Raw genomic sequence first — 13,688 nt, 5'->3', positions numbered from 1 at the left:
GCGCACATATATGGCCGCACGGAGTGTCCGCGCATAGCTCGTCTACGCGCGCCTGCCATGCCGCCCCGGTTGTTCCCGCCGCCGCGATCGCGCATTCTGCCGGCGAGAAGGGGAACGAAAACATGGATGACACGCTCCGCAAGGCGGCACTCGACTACCACCGCTACCCGCGACCGGGCAAACTCGCGATCACGCCGACCAAGCGGATGGAGACCTCGCGCGACCTCGCGCTCGCCTATTCACCCGGCGTCGCCGCCGCGTGCCTCGCCATCAAGGACGATCCCGACACCTCCTACGACTACACGATCCGCGGCAATCTGGTCGCGGTGATCACCAACGGCACCGCCGTTCTCGGCCTCGGCAATATCGGCGCGCTGGCGTCGAAGCCGGTCATGGAGGGCAAGGCGGTATTGTTCAAGAAGTTCGCCGGAATCGACACGTTCGACATCGAGGTGAACGAGCCCGATCCCGACAGATTCATCGAAGTCGTCGCCGCGCTGGAACCTTCGTTCGGCGGGATCAATCTCGAGGACATCAAGGCGCCGGAATGCTTCCGCATCGAGCAGACCCTGCGGGCGCGGATGAATATTCCGGTGTTCCACGACGATCAGCACGGCACCGCGATCATCGTCGGCGCGGCGGTCACCAATGCACTCCGTCTCCAGGACAAAGCGATCGGCGACGTCAGGATCGTCACTTCGGGCGCGGGGGCGGCGGCGATTTCGTGCGTGAACATCCTGATCGCGCTGGGGGCCAAGCGCGAGAACGTCACGATGACCGATATCGAAGGGGTCATCTACCAGGGACGGCCGAAGCTCGACCCCACGCTTGAAGCCTTCGCCCGCGAGACCGGGGCGCGGACGCTGAACGAGGTGCTGGACGGCGCCGATATTTTCCTCGGCCTGTCCGCGCCGGGCGTGCTGAAGGCCGAATGGCTCGGCAAATTCGCGCCGAACCCGCTGATCCTCGCTTTGGCCAATCCCGAGCCGGAAATCATGCCCGACCTGGTCGCCGAGCACCGGCCGGATGCGATCATCTGCACCGGGCGCAGCGATTTTCCCAACCAGGTGAACAACGTCCTGTGTTTCCCGTTCATTTTTCGCGGCGCGCTGGATGTGGGCGCGACCGCGATCACCGAGGGAATGAAGCTCGCGGCGGTAACGGCGATCGCCGGACTCACCAGGATCGAGGCGTCGGAGACGGTGGCGGCGGCCTATGGCGGGCAGGCGCCGGTGTTCGGGCCGGACTACATCATTCCCAAACCGTTCGACCCGCGCCTGATTCTGCACATCGCCCCGGCGGTGGCCAAAGCCGCGATGGACGAAGGCGTGGCGCGGCGGCCGATCGCCGATTTCGATGTCTATGCCCACGAGCTGGAGCGGTTCGTGTTCCGCTCGGGATTGCTGCTCCGCCCGGTCATCGAGGTCGCGCGGCAGGCGCGGCAGCGCATCGTCTATGCCGAAGGCGAGGACGAGCGTACCCTGCGCGCGGCGCAAAGCGTGATCGACGACCGGCTCGGCATACCCCTGCTGGTCGGACGGAGCGAGACCATCCTGCGCCGCATCGCCTCGCTCGGGCTCAGGATGAAGCCGGAGCAGGATTTCCGCATCGTCGATTTCGAGCGTGATACCGGGCTGTTCCGCCGCCTGCTCGACGACTACCAGCGCATCGTCGGGCGGCGCGGCGTGCCGCCGGACGCAGCGACCCGTCAGCTCTCCCGCCGCCCGACCGTCGCCGCCGGGATGCTGCTCTCGGCCGGCGAGGCGGATGCCGCGATCTGCGGCGGGCTGGGCGACTGGTCGCGCCAGTTCCGCTACGCCATGCCGATCATTCAGCGCCGGAAGGGGATCAGCCGGGTTTCGGCGGTGACCGCGCTGATCCTGCAAAGCGGCAATCTGTTCTTCTGCGACACCCATGTGAACGAGGACCCGTCCGCCGAGGAAATCGCCGAAATGACCCATCTCGCCGCCGACATGGTGGCGCGGTTCGGCATCGCGCCCAAGGTGGCGCTGCTCTCGCATTCCAATTTCGGCGCCTCGAACTCGCCGTCGGCGCGCAAGATGCGCCAGGCGCTGGCGCTGATCCGCGCGGAAGACCCGGAGCTGGAGGTGGACGGCGAAATGCACGCCGACGACGCTTTGTTCGAGCCGATCCGCGCGCGCTCGGTCTGCGACAGCCGGCTGACCGGCTCGGCCAATCTGCTGGTGCTGCCCAATATCGATTCCGCGAACATCTCCTTCAACCTGCTCAAGGCGGCCGGGGAAGCCGTGACCGTCGGGCCGTTCCTGCTCGGGCTCGCCAAGCCGCTGCATATCGCGGTGCCGAGCGTCACCGCGCGCGGCCTGATCAACATGAGCGCCGTCGCCGCGATGGAAGCGGCGCTGCTCGCGAAATAGCGCATGGCGGACGCCGCCGATCGCCTGATCCTCGCGGGGCTGCTCGCCGGAGCGGCGTTCCTGGTGCTGTTCTGGCCGCAGAAGGATGGCAGGCGCGACTGGCGGGGCGCGCTGCGCCACCCGGCCCTCTGGGTGCTGATCTCGCTCGCGGTCAGTTTCGGCGCGACCGCCCTGCTCGCCGGGCACGGCATCGTCGCTCTCGGCGTGCTGCCGTTTCTCGGCGCGCTCTGGCCGGACCGCGGCGGCGCGAAGCCCCAGCCTCCGCCCGCGCCGCGTGCCGTCCCGCCGCCGAAGGCGATGACGCGGGCGGAAGCGCTGGCCGTTCTCGGCCTCACGCCGAGCACCACGCGCGAGGAGGTGCTGGAGGCCTATCGCCATATGATGTGGTTCGCCAACCCCGACCACGGCGGCTCGCAATGGCTGGCGGACCGGCTCAACGAGGCGCGGGACGTGCTGCTGAAGCGGTGAAGGACAACCCTTCCGATCCGGGGCGATTCTTGCCATACTTTGCGCACAAGCCAAGGAGGAAACCAGAATGTCGCATCCCGAGCTCGTCAAGGTGAAGCCGGACATCGCGGCCAATGCCCTGATAAACCGCCAGAAATACGACGACATGGCACGCCGCGCGAGCACCGGCCCCGATGCATTCTGGGCGGCGGAGGCGAAACGCCTCGACTGGATCAAGCCGCCGACGAAAATCAAGAACACCAGTTTTTCCGGCGCGGTTTCGATCAAATGGTTCGAGGACGGGGTGCTGAACGCTTCCGCCAATTGTCTCGACCGGCACCTTGCCGCGCGCGGCGATCAGGTTGCGATCATCTGGGAAGGCGACGACCCGAACGATCAGAAGCACGTCACCTACCGGCAGCTTCACGCCGAGGTCTGCCGCATGGCCAACGTGCTGAAATCGCTCGGCGCGAAAAAGGGCGACCGGATCACCATCTACCTGCCAATGATCGTCGAAGCGGCGGTGGCACTCCTCGCCTGTGCCCGCATCGGCGCGGTCCATTCGGTGGTGTTCGGCGGCTTCTCGCCGGACAGCCTCGCCAACCGCATTCAGGATTGCGATTCCAGCATTCTCATCACCGCCGACGAGGGGCGGCGCGGCGGGCGCAAGGTTCCGCTGAAAGCCAATGCCGATGCGGCGCTGAAATCCTGCCCGATGATGAAATCGGTGCTGGTGGTACGCGCGACCGGCGGCGACGTGCCGATGCAGGCGGGGCGCGACCACTGGTACCACGAGGCGGCGGCGCAGGTTTCCGCCGATTGCGCGCCCGAGCCGATGGGCGCGGAAGACCCGCTGTTCATTCTGTACACCTCGGGCAGCACGGGCAAGCCGAAGGGGGTGTTGCACACCACCGGCGGCTACATGGTCTGGGCGAGCTTCACCCATGAATACGTGTTCGACTATCATCCGGGCGAGATCTACTGGTGCACCGCCGATGTCGGCTGGGTGACCGGCCACACCTATATCGTCTACGGCCCGCTCGCCAACGGCGCGACCACGCTGATGTTCGAGGGGATTCCGAACTACCCGGACAGTTCGCGCTTCTGGCAGGTGGTGGATAAGCACAAGGTCAATATCTTCTACACCGCCCCCACCGCGATCCGTGCGCTGATGCGCGACGGCGAGGCGCCGGTGAAACGCGCCTCGCGCGCCAGCCTGCGCGTGCTCGGCACCGTCGGCGAGCCGATCAACCCGGAAGCCTGGCTCTGGTATTACCGCGTGGTCGGCGATGAGCGCTGCCCGATCGTCGATACCTGGTGGCAGACCGAAACCGGCGGCATCATGATCACCGCCCTGCCCGGCGCGATCGACCAGAAACCCGGCTCGGCGACCTTGCCGCTGCCCGGCGTGCAACCCGTGATCGTCGATGGCGAGGGCCACGTTCTGGAGGGGCCAACCGAAGGCAATCTCTGCATCGCCGATAGCTGGCCGGGGATGATGCGCACCGTGTTCGGCGACCATGAGCGCTTCGTCCAGACCTATTTTTCCACCTTCAAGGGCTACTACTTCTCCGGCGACGGCGCGCGCCGCGACGAGGACGGATATTACTGGATCACCGGACGGGTCGACGACGTGATCAACGTGAGCGGCCACCGGATGGGCACGGCGGAGGTCGAATCCGCCCTGGTCGCCCACCCGAAAGTCGCCGAGGCGGCGGTGGTCGGCTTCCCGCACGACATCAAGGGCCAGGGCATCTACGCCTATGTCACGCTGATCGCCAGCGAGGAGCCGACCGAAGCGCTGCGCCGCGAACTGGTCGCCTGGGTGCGCAAGGAAATCGGCCCGATCGCGGCACCCGACGCGATCCAGTGGGCGCCCGGCCTGCCCAAGACCCGCTCGGGCAAGATCATGCGCCGGATTCTGCGCAAGATCGCCGCGAACGAAACCTCCAATCTGGGCGATACCTCGACGCTCGCCGATCCTGGCGTGGTGGACGACCTCGTCGCCAACCGGGCGGCGTAGCGCGTGACGCGCCGGCAGCGCCGCGCACGCATTCTCCTGGCCGTGGCGGCGCTGTTCGGCGCGACCGGGGCCGGCTTCGCGCAAACCCGGATGCAAAACCACCGACCTTCTTTGCGGGAGACATCGACATGAGCGCAACCGACACGATCGACCATCAGGCCGGCAAGGTTCACCGCATCCTGGGGTCCGGCGGCGTGGGGCTTCACGTGCGCGAATGGGGGCCGGACGGCGCGCAGCCGATCCTGTTCATCCATGGCTGGTCGGCGTGCTACCTCGCCTGGCATAACCAGTTCGACAGCGCCCTGCGCGAGCGCTTCCGCATCGTCTGCATGGATCTGCGCGGCCATGGATTTTCCGACAAGTCGCTCGAACCCGAAGCCTATCAGACCGGCGCACACTGGGCCGACGACGTAGCCGCCGTGATGATCGAGTTGCGGCTCAAGCGGCCGGTTCTGGTCGGCTGGTCCTATGGCGGGTTCGTGATCTCGGACTATCTCACCCGCCACGGCACCACCAATGTCGGCGCGGTCAACTTCGTCGGCGCCGCCGTCATTTCCTCCAATCCGCCCACTCATGTCGGCGAGCGTTTCATCGATGGCGCGCTGATGGCGGCGAGCGACGACCCCGCCGTGATGATCGAGGGCGTGCGCCACGTGGTTCACGCCACCACCTTCAAGCCCCTGCCGGTGGCCGATACCGAACGCGCGCTGGTCGCCCTCGGCCTGACCCCGCCGGCGGTGCGCGCCTTCCTGCTGATGCGCACGCTCGATTTTACCGACACCCTGGCAAAGCTCGACCGGCCCTGCCTGATCACCCAGGGCGACGAGGATTGCATCGTGCTGCCCTCGATGGCCGAGCATATCGCGGCATCGGTGCCGGGGGCGACACTGTCGCGCTACGCTGCCTGCGGCCATGCACCGCAGCAGGAATACACCGAACGGTTCAATGCGAAATTGACCGCACTCGCCCAGCAGGTTTGAGACCGGAGCACATCAAGCGGAGGAAACCATGGACGCCATCGTCTCCAATTCCGGCACCGCCGTTTCGAACTGGCTCGCCGATTTCGAATCCGCGCTGGCGCAGCGCGATATCGAAGCCGCCACCGCGCTTTTCGCGGATGAGTGCTATTGGCGCGATCTCGTCAGTTTCACCTGGAACATCAAAACCGTCGAAGGCCGCAGCGAGATCGCGGCGCTGCTCGACGCGGTGCTCGAGGCCGTCAAGCCACGCCATTTCCTGATCGATAGCGAGGCCGCCGAGGCCGATGGCGTTACCGAAGGCTGGTTCTCCTTCGAGACCGAGGCGGCGCGCGGGCGCGGCCATATCCGCCTCAAGGACGGGACATGCTGGACGCTGCTGACCACCATGACCGAGTTGAAAGGGTTCGAGGAACCGCGCGGTTCGGCACGGCCGAAAGGCGCCGAGCACGGCGTGCATCCGGGCCGCAAGACCTGGCTCGATCATCGGCGCGAGGAGGCAGCAAAACTCGGCTCCGAAACCCAACCCTATTGCGTCGTCATCGGCGGCGGCCAGGGCGGCATCGCGCTCGGCGCGCGGCTGCGGCGCCTCGGCGTGCCCACCATCATCCTCGAAAAGAACGAGCGCGGCGGCGATTCCTGGCGCAAGCGCTACAAATCGCTCTGCCTGCACGATCCGGTCTGGTACGATCATCTGCCCTATTTGCCATTCCCGGACCATTGGCCGGTATTTTCCCCGAAGGACAAGATCGGGGACTGGCTGGAATCCTACGTTTCGATCATGGAACTGAACTACTGGACCAGCAGCGAGGCGATATCCGCACGCCATGACGCGGCGAAGGGCGAATGGGCGGTGGAGGTTCTACGCGACGGCAAGCAACTGACATTGCGGCCGAAACAGCTCATTCTCGCAACCGGCATGTCCGGCATCGCGAATATGCCCGATTACCCTGGAATGGATAAATTCAAGGGAGAACAGCATCATTCCAGCAAGCATCCCGGCGGCGAAGCCTATAAGGGTAAGAAGGCCGTGGTCATCGGCTCCAACAATTCCGCGCACGATATCTGTGCCGATCTGTGGGAACACGGCGCGGACGTGACGATGGTACAACGGTCCTCGACCCATATCGCGCGATCCGACACGCTGATGGATCTGGCGCTCGGCGGGCTCTATTCCGAACAGGCGGTGGCGAACGGCATCACCACCGACAAGGCCGATCTGATCTTCGCCTCGATCCCGTACCGGATCATGGCGGAGCTTCAGAAACCCATCTATGCCGAGATGAAGCAGCGTGACGCGGATTTTTACGCGCGTCTGGAAAAAGCCGGGTTCATGCTCGATTTCGGCGAGGACGATTCCGGCCTGTTCATGAAATATCTACGCCGGGGCTCAGGCTATTACATCGATGTCGGTGCGTCCGACCTGGTCGCCGACGGCAAGATCAGGCTCAAATCCGGCGTCTCGGTCAAGGAGATCAAGGAGCATTCCGTCGTGTTCAGCGACGGGTCGGAATTGCCCGCCGATCTCATCGTCTACGCCACCGGCTACGGTTCGATGAATGGTTGGGCGGCCAGGCTGATTTCCCAGGACATCGCCGACAAGGTGGGCAAATGCTGGGGTTTCGGCTCGGGCACCAAAAAAGACCCCAGACCCTTCGAAGGCGAGTTGCGCAACATGTGGAAGCCGACGCACCAGGACGGGCTATGGTTCCACGGCGGCAATCTCCACCAGTCGCGTCACTACTCGCTCTACCTCGCTTTGCAATTGAAGGCCCGGATGGAGGGGATTTCTACCCCGGTCTATGGCATGGGAGCGGTGCACCATCTGCACTAGTCTTTGTTTGGGCGAGCAATTTCATGGCTTTGTGGATCGCTGCGCGATTCCACTTAAAGCCATATTGCTCTAACGATTGGCGCGCGCGAGCACGACATCGAGCAGAACCTGCGCGCCGGCGGCGGCTTCGGCCTCGGTGATCGACTCCGCCTCGTTATGCGACAAGCCGTCCTTGCACGGCGTGAAAATCATCGCCGTGGGCACGCGGGGCGCCACATGCACCGCATCATGTCCCGCGCCGGAGACCATCTCGCGCGCCGGATAACCCAGCCGCGCGCAAGCGTCGCGCACCAGGGCGACGCAACCCGGATCGAACTCCGTCGCGGCGACGCGGAACACCGGCGTCAGTGACAGATCGAGCCCGCGCGCTTGCGCGATCGCTGCGGCTTGCTCGGGAAAACGCGACGCGACCGTCGTGATCGCCGCATCGTCGGGGTGGCGAAACTCCGCCGCGAATCGCACTTCGCCGGGGATCACGTTCGGCGAATTGGGATGCACGGTGAGTCGCCCCACCGTGCCGCGCCCGGCATCGCCCCGTTCGCGCATGGTCGCCTCGACCAGGAGGATGATTTCCGCCGCACCGGCCAGCGCGTCGCGCCGTGCATCGGGCGGGGTGGTGCCGGCATGCGATTCGCGCCCGCGGAGCACCGCGTCGAACCAGATCTGCGCCTGCGCGCCGGTGACGATGCCGATCGTCTTCGCCTCGCGTTCCAGGATCGGCCCCTGCTCGATATGCAGTTCGAAATAGGCATCCGCCGCGAAGGCGCGCGCTGGCGCGCTGCCGGCGGCGCCGATTCCGGTCAGCGCCTCGCCGACCGACACGCCATCGGCGTCGCGCAGCGCCTTGATGGTCTGCTCGTCATGCACCCCGGCCCAGACCGCGCTGCCCATCATTGCGCGGCCGAACCGGCACCCTTCCTCGTCGGTCCAGTTGACCAGTTCCAGCGGCGCTTCGGTGACGATGCCGAGTTCATTCAGCGCGCGCATCACTTCAAGCCCGGCGATCACGCCGAGCGCGCCGTCGAACTTGCCGCCGGTCGGCTGGCTGTCGAGATGGCTACCGAACAGCACCGGCTTGCGCGCCGGGTCGCGGCCTTCGCGGCGGGCGAACATGTTGCCCATCGAATCGGCGCGCACCGACAATCCCAATGCGCCGCACCATTCGGCGAATCGCGCGCGGCCGGCGCGATCCACCTCGGTCAACGTAACGCGATTCACCCCGCCTTTCGGCGTCGCACCGATCTCCGCCATCGCCATCAGCGCGCCCCAGAGCCGCTTGCCGTCGATGCGGTAGTTGCTGTCCCGATTCATTGCAAAAACCCCTTCAACGCCGCGATCACCTCGGCTGGTTTCTCGGCATGGAGCCAATGGCCGACGCCATCGAGCGTCTCGATCGCCGCGTTCGGAAACCGCGCGCGGATCGCGCCGTGAGCGCGCGCCGGCACGTAGGGCGAATGGCCGCCGCACAGGAACAATGCCGGACCATCATAAGGCGTTAACGGTTCGGGGTCGCGCCAGTCGATCAGATCCTCCATCGCGCCGGCGATCTCGTCGAGCCCGAGGCGCCAGTGCGGCGCGGGCGCCAGGATCAGATTGTTGAGCAGAAAGGCGCGCATCGCGGCATCGGGCGCGGCGTCCGCCAGGGCGGTATCGGCCTCGTGCCGGGTCAGGCCGGGGCGAAGCGGCAAGGCGCGCATCGCCGCGAGATAGGCATCGTAATCGTGGCCGTAGGCGATCGGCGCGATATCCATCGCCACCAGCGCATCCACCCGCGCGGGCGCGGTCAGCGCCATCATCATCGCCGCCTTGCCGCCCATCGAATGGCCGGCCACCACGGCATTGCCGATGCCGAGCGAATCCATGGTTTCCAGCACATCCGCCGCCATGGCCGCGTAGCGCATATCCGCTGCGTGACCGCTCGATCCGTGATTGCGCAGATCGAGCGAATTCACCCGGAACTTCGCGGCCAGCCCGCGCGCGATGGCGCCAAGATTCTTGCCCGCCCCGAATAGGCCGTGAAGCAGCAGAAGGTCCGGGCCGTCGCCGGTGGCGGTCGCGTGCAGGATCATCGTGGATCTCTAATGTTCCATTTGTTGATTGAATATTAACGATCAGAGGTTAAGACTCGCCCGATGACCGACTTAATGCAAGATGCCACGCCCGCTGCGCGCCTCGCCCGGCTGATCGCGCGGCAGGCGGAGAAGCGCCACCTCGCCGCCATCTGGGCCGAGGCCGCCGGGCTCGCGCCCGCGATGGTCGTGCTCGATATCGGCGCGGGCACCGGCGCGCTGGCGCTCGAATATGCTCGAATCGTCGGGCCGGACGGCTGGGTCATCGCCCTCGACCCCGATGCGCTCTGCCTGCACCACGCCAGCGCCGAGGCCGATCGGCGCGGGCTTCGGCTCCGCACGATCACCGGTTCGATCGAATCGCTTCCGGCGCTTCCCGCCGCGCCCGACCGCGTCATGCTGACCGACGCGCTGCACCACATGGACGATCCCGGTGCCGGGCTGCGGGCGATCCGCGCCGCCATGCCGGAACACGCCACGCTGTTCATCGCCGAATACGATCCCGCGGCGCCAGGCGCGGTCGGCGCCCCGCCGGCAAAGCGCCTGCCGCGCGCCTGCGTGCGCGCAATGCTGGCGGATGCGGGCTTTGCCGTGACTCGCGACGCGGATGCGCCGGACGAACACTATATCATCCTCGCCCACGCGACATGATCCGCGCGGCGCGGCGCGATCCGGTCCGGTGGCTCGCCCTCGCGGGGCTCGCCGGGTTCGCCGCTACCGCATTCATAATGCCGCCGGTAACCGGGACGCTGCTGGTGCTGACCGGACTGGGTCTTGTTGCCGCCGTCGCCTATGCCCGGCCGGCCGCCGCCATGGCCGCCTGGCTGCTTCTGGTCGAAACCACGCCGGAAATGTGGCTGTCCGACATGATCGGCCATCACGAACTGATCATCGCGGCCTTGAAATCCGCCGGGCTGCTCATCGTGGCGCTCGCGGCGCTGCGCAACGGTGCGCGATTCGACCGGTTCAACCCGTCCTATGCCTTCGCCGCGATGTTCGGCGCCGGGCTGGTCCACGGATTTTGGCCCGGGCTGACCATGATCGCGTCGTTCCGCTCGCTGGTGGGGTCCGCCGCGCCCTTCGCGCCGGGATTCCTGCGCCTCACCCCAGCAATGCGGCGTGGCATCGTCCGTTGCACCATCATCGGCCCGAGCGTGACCATGACCTATGGCGCGGCACTGGCCGCGCTCGGCGTGCGCGCACTCTATGGCACGCAACAGGGCGCGGTGCGGCTGATCGCCTCCAGCAATCCCGCCTTTCTCGGCGGTTTCGCGATGATCGCGGTGTTCGCCGGGCTGGTGGAATTCCTGCGCGCCGGGCGATTGCGCGAATCGGGCTGGATCGCGGTCAATTTCGTCATCCTGCTCGCCACCGGCGCCCGCGCGCCGCTGGCGCTGGCCGTTTGCGTCACGCTGGCGACCCTGCTCGCCACGCCTTCGCCCCATCTGCCGGCATCGCGGCGCATCGCCCTGCTCGCTGCCGGCGGGGTGGTGCTCGGCGCGGCGATCATGGCGTTTTCCGCGCTGCATGCCATCCGGGTGGTCGATCTGATCCATCTGGGCGAGGCGGGGGATCTGTCGAACCGCAACCTGATCTGGCCCGATTTCGAGGCGGCGATCGCCCGCTCGCCGTTGCTGGGCTGGGGCGTGGGCGCGGGCAAGGTGATCGTACCGCTACAATCGCATCTCGGCCGGTTTCTCGGCACCAACGCGGCGCATAACGAATATTTGCGCATCGCCGCTGAGGGCGGGGTGATTGGCGCGGTGCTGCTCTTCGCCCTGCTCTGTCTCTGGCTCCGGCGGGGCACAGCCGCGCTGCCGGCGGGGCAGCGCCTTGTGATCCGTCTTGTATTTCTCGCCTTCGCGGTGCAATCTTTCACGGATAATACCTTGATTGCAACGACTAGTCTCGCGTTCTTCACATGGGCGCGAGCGGTCTTCGCCGACGCCGATGAAGGACCCCCTGCCGCATGACTGATTCCGCTCCGCTGTCTCGCCGCACGTTACTCGCCGTTCCCACGCTGGGGCTGGCGCTGCCGGCGATAGCGCGCGCCGCCGCTGCACCGCCATTGTGCATCGTGATGAATTCCGGCGGCGCGACGGTTTCGGAAATCGACATGGCCACGCGCCGCGTGCTGCGCACGGTGCCGACCTTTCGCGAGCCGAGCCATTGGGCGCTCAGCCCCGATCACAGGAAACTGCTGATCGCCGACGCCTCGGGCAATGCGATCTTCTTCCTCGACCCCACGACCGGCGCGGAGTTGGGCCACAAGCTGATCCCCGACCCGTATCAGCTCTGGTTCAGCCCGGACGGGCAATATCTCACGGTCAATTGCCTGCGGCTCAACCATGTCGATGTCTACCAAGCCGACACGCTGACGCTCGCGAAACGCTTCCGCCCCGGCTCGATGCCGAGTCATCTGAGCTATGCGCCGGATTCGCGCACCGTGTTCAATTCGCTGCAGGGTTCCGACGCGCTGACCTCCTTCGACCTCGCCACCATGACCGAGCGCTGGCGCGTGCCGGTCGGCAAAACCCCCGCCGGGGTGATGTGGCATGACGGCGTGGTTCTGGTCGCGATCATGGGGCGCGATTACGTCGTCGTGGTCGATCCCAAGGACGGCAAAGTGATGCGCCGCATCGTCACCGATCGCGGCGCGCATAATTTGTTCCTCACGCCGGACCGCAAGCATATCTACGTCACCAACCGCGTCGCAGGGTCGCTCTCCGTGCTCGACGCCAGGACGCTCGATGTGGTCAAGCACATTCCGATGCCGGGCGGCCCGGACGATCTATGTTTCGCGCCGGACGGCAGGCTGTGGATCGCGCTGCGCTTTGCCTCGCGCGTCGGCGTCTATGATCCCGCGACCGGCCATACCGAGCGTATTCCGGTCGGCCGTTCACCGCATGGAATTTTCATTTCGACGCTGTTGACCGACCGGCCCGCCTTTTCGGCGATGCGGCTCGCCTGATGCCGATCCCCGTCCACCCGTTCAACGATCTTGCCGGCTGGATCGAACAGGTCGCGGTTCTGCCGGCTTTGTACCGGCTCGGGCTGATGCAATGGGAATTCGTCTCGTTCGGCTGGACCCTGGTGGCGGTCTACGGTGTCGCGCAAATGATCCTCGCCTACGCGGTCTGCGTGCCGCTGGAACGCCGCTTCCCGATCGAGCGATGGACGGGAAAAAAACCCGTCCTGGTCGATGTGTTCTACACATTCCTCGCGCGCGTCGGCGTGCTGCCGGTGATGACCTTCGTGGTCTTCTATGCCGCCCAGGTCCGGCTCGACGGGTTTCTCGCCGATCGCGGCTATATCCCGCCGATGCTGGAGACGATCATCCCTCCGCTGTTCGGCCATCCGGTCGTCACCTTCATTCTCTACGCGCTAATCCTCGACTTCGCCGATTACTGGCGGCACCGGCTGTCGCACCGATTCCGCCTCTGGTACGCGCTGCACGCCGTGCATCATGCGCAGCGGCAAATGACCTTCTGGTCCGACGACCGCAACCATATTCTCGACGAACTCATCGGCTTTCTCTGGTTCATGGCGGTCGGCCTGCTGATCGGCATTCCGCCGCTGCAATTTCCGGTACTGGTGCTGATGCTCCGCTTCGTCGAGAGTTTCAGCCACGCCAATATCAGGCTTTCGTTCGGGCGGATCGGCGAGCGGCTGCTGGTTTCGCCGCGCTTTCATCGTGCGCATCACGGCATTCTCGCCGCCGGCCAGCGCTCCTGCAACTACGGCGCGGTGTTTCCGTTCTGGGACATGTTGTTCCGCACCGCCGATTTCACCCGCGATTTCCCGCCGACCGGCGATGAGACGGCCCCCGAGGCGATGGCGACCGGCGGCTATCTGGCGCAGCAATGGTCCGGCCTGGTTCAGTTGATGCGTTCGTTCTAATAGAACAGCGAAACGGAGCGTCAGCTCGTTTCGCTGCCGACG

The 13,688-nt window shown here is 66.0% G+C and carries 11 protein-coding genes; 9 read left to right on the top strand and 2 right to left on the bottom strand.

All coding sequences use genetic code 11. The features are described 5' to 3' along the window. Window positions 1–122: 122 nt before the first annotated feature. The 5 genes from L2A60_RS00305 (at window position 123) to L2A60_RS00285 (ending at window position 7,677) form a co-directional block, all read left to right on the top strand. Window positions 123–2,396, top strand: a complete 2,274-nt coding sequence (locus L2A60_RS00305; RefSeq protein WP_235702370.1) for an NADP-dependent malic enzyme — start codon at window positions 123–125, stop codon at window positions 2,394–2,396. Between the two features lie 3 nt (window positions 2,397–2,399). After that, the gene (locus L2A60_RS00300; protein WP_235702369.1) at window positions 2,400–2,864 is read left to right on the top strand and encodes a J domain-containing protein; all 465 of its coding nucleotides are present in this window, start codon (window positions 2,400–2,402) and stop codon (window positions 2,862–2,864) included. Between the two features lie 67 nt (window positions 2,865–2,931). Then, complete coding sequence (gene acs / locus L2A60_RS00295; RefSeq protein ID WP_235702368.1) at window positions 2,932–4,866, top strand: acetate--CoA ligase; 1,935 nt, start codon at window positions 2,932–2,934, stop codon at window positions 4,864–4,866. A gap of 128 nt (window positions 4,867–4,994) precedes the next feature. Beyond that, the gene (locus L2A60_RS00290; RefSeq protein ID WP_235702367.1) at window positions 4,995–5,846 is read left to right on the top strand and encodes an alpha/beta fold hydrolase; all 852 of its coding nucleotides are present in this window, start codon (window positions 4,995–4,997) and stop codon (window positions 5,844–5,846) included. Between the two features lie 28 nt (window positions 5,847–5,874). Continuing rightward, window positions 5,875–7,677, top strand: coding sequence for an NAD(P)/FAD-dependent oxidoreductase (locus tag L2A60_RS00285; protein WP_235702366.1), 1,803 nt, complete (start codon window positions 5,875–5,877; stop codon window positions 7,675–7,677). 69 nt (window positions 7,678–7,746) lie between these two features. Here L2A60_RS00285 and L2A60_RS00280 read toward each other — a convergent pair whose 3' ends face one another. Both L2A60_RS00280 and L2A60_RS00275 read right to left on the bottom strand, forming a co-directional pair. Beyond that, window positions 7,747–8,988, bottom strand: coding sequence for a Zn-dependent hydrolase (locus L2A60_RS00280; protein WP_235702365.1), 1,242 nt, complete (start codon window positions 8,986–8,988; stop codon window positions 7,747–7,749). Further along, the gene (locus tag L2A60_RS00275) at window positions 8,985–9,746 is read right to left on the bottom strand and encodes an alpha/beta fold hydrolase (RefSeq protein ID WP_235702364.1); all 762 of its coding nucleotides are present in this window, start codon (window positions 9,744–9,746) and stop codon (window positions 8,985–8,987) included. Before L2A60_RS00275 ends, L2A60_RS00280 begins: the two co-directional genes overlap by 4 nt. A gap of 63 nt (window positions 9,747–9,809) precedes the next feature. Between L2A60_RS00275 and L2A60_RS00270 the strand changes: the two genes are divergently transcribed. The 4 genes from L2A60_RS00270 to L2A60_RS00255 are packed head-to-tail and all read left to right on the top strand — an operon-like array spanning window position 9,810 to window position 13,646. Beyond that, window positions 9,810–10,397: a class I SAM-dependent methyltransferase gene (locus L2A60_RS00270; protein WP_235702363.1), complete on the top strand. Its 588-nt coding sequence runs from the start codon at window positions 9,810–9,812 to the stop codon at window positions 10,395–10,397. After that, window positions 10,394–11,719 (top strand): O-antigen ligase family protein, encoded by a 1,326-nt coding sequence (locus L2A60_RS00265; protein ID WP_235702362.1) that lies wholly within the window; start codon window positions 10,394–10,396, stop codon window positions 11,717–11,719. Before L2A60_RS00270 ends, L2A60_RS00265 begins: the two co-directional genes overlap by 4 nt. Further along, window positions 11,716–12,717, top strand: a complete 1,002-nt coding sequence (locus tag L2A60_RS00260; protein ID WP_235702361.1) for a YVTN family beta-propeller repeat protein — start codon at window positions 11,716–11,718, stop codon at window positions 12,715–12,717. Before L2A60_RS00265 ends, L2A60_RS00260 begins: the two co-directional genes overlap by 4 nt. Continuing rightward, on the top strand, window positions 12,717–13,646 hold the full coding sequence (locus L2A60_RS00255) for a sterol desaturase family protein (RefSeq protein ID WP_235702360.1): 930 nt from the start codon (window positions 12,717–12,719) through the stop codon (window positions 13,644–13,646). Before L2A60_RS00260 ends, L2A60_RS00255 begins: the two co-directional genes overlap by 1 nt. Window positions 13,647–13,688: the final 42 nt, after the last annotated feature.

The organism is Acidiphilium iwatense (assembly GCF_021556475.1).
Taxonomy (GTDB): domain Bacteria; phylum Pseudomonadota; class Alphaproteobacteria; order Acetobacterales; family Acetobacteraceae; genus Acidiphilium; species Acidiphilium iwatense.
The sequence above is the reverse complement of the archived record's forward strand: the minus strand, read 5'-3'. Positions and strand labels throughout refer to the sequence as shown.

Bases quoted from the DNA above. Each gene is read 5' to 3' on its own strand.
- L2A60_RS00305 (WP_235702370.1), top strand. From the start codon at position 123: ATGGATGACACGCTCCGCAAGGCGGCACTCGACTACCACCGCTACCCG.
- L2A60_RS00300 (WP_235702369.1), top strand. From the start codon at position 2,400: ATGGCGGACGCCGCCGATCGCCTGATCCTCGCGGGGCTGCTCGCCGGA.
- acs (WP_235702368.1), top strand. From the start codon at position 2,932: ATGTCGCATCCCGAGCTCGTCAAGGTGAAGCCGGACATCGCGGCCAAT.
- L2A60_RS00290 (WP_235702367.1), top strand. From the start codon at position 4,995: ATGAGCGCAACCGACACGATCGACCATCAGGCCGGCAAGGTTCACCGC.
- L2A60_RS00285 (WP_235702366.1), top strand. From the start codon at position 5,875: ATGGACGCCATCGTCTCCAATTCCGGCACCGCCGTTTCGAACTGGCTC.
- L2A60_RS00280 (WP_235702365.1), bottom strand. From the start codon at position 8,988: ATGAATCGGGACAGCAACTACCGCATCGACGGCAAGCGGCTCTGGGGC.
- L2A60_RS00275 (WP_235702364.1), bottom strand. From the start codon at position 9,746: ATGATCCTGCACGCGACCGCCACCGGCGACGGCCCGGACCTTCTGCTG.
- L2A60_RS00270 (WP_235702363.1), top strand. From the start codon at position 9,810: ATGACCGACTTAATGCAAGATGCCACGCCCGCTGCGCGCCTCGCCCGG.
- L2A60_RS00265 (WP_235702362.1), top strand. From the start codon at position 10,394: ATGATCCGCGCGGCGCGGCGCGATCCGGTCCGGTGGCTCGCCCTCGCG.
- L2A60_RS00260 (WP_235702361.1), top strand. From the start codon at position 11,716: ATGACTGATTCCGCTCCGCTGTCTCGCCGCACGTTACTCGCCGTTCCC.
- L2A60_RS00255 (WP_235702360.1), top strand. From the start codon at position 12,717: ATGCCGATCCCCGTCCACCCGTTCAACGATCTTGCCGGCTGGATCGAA.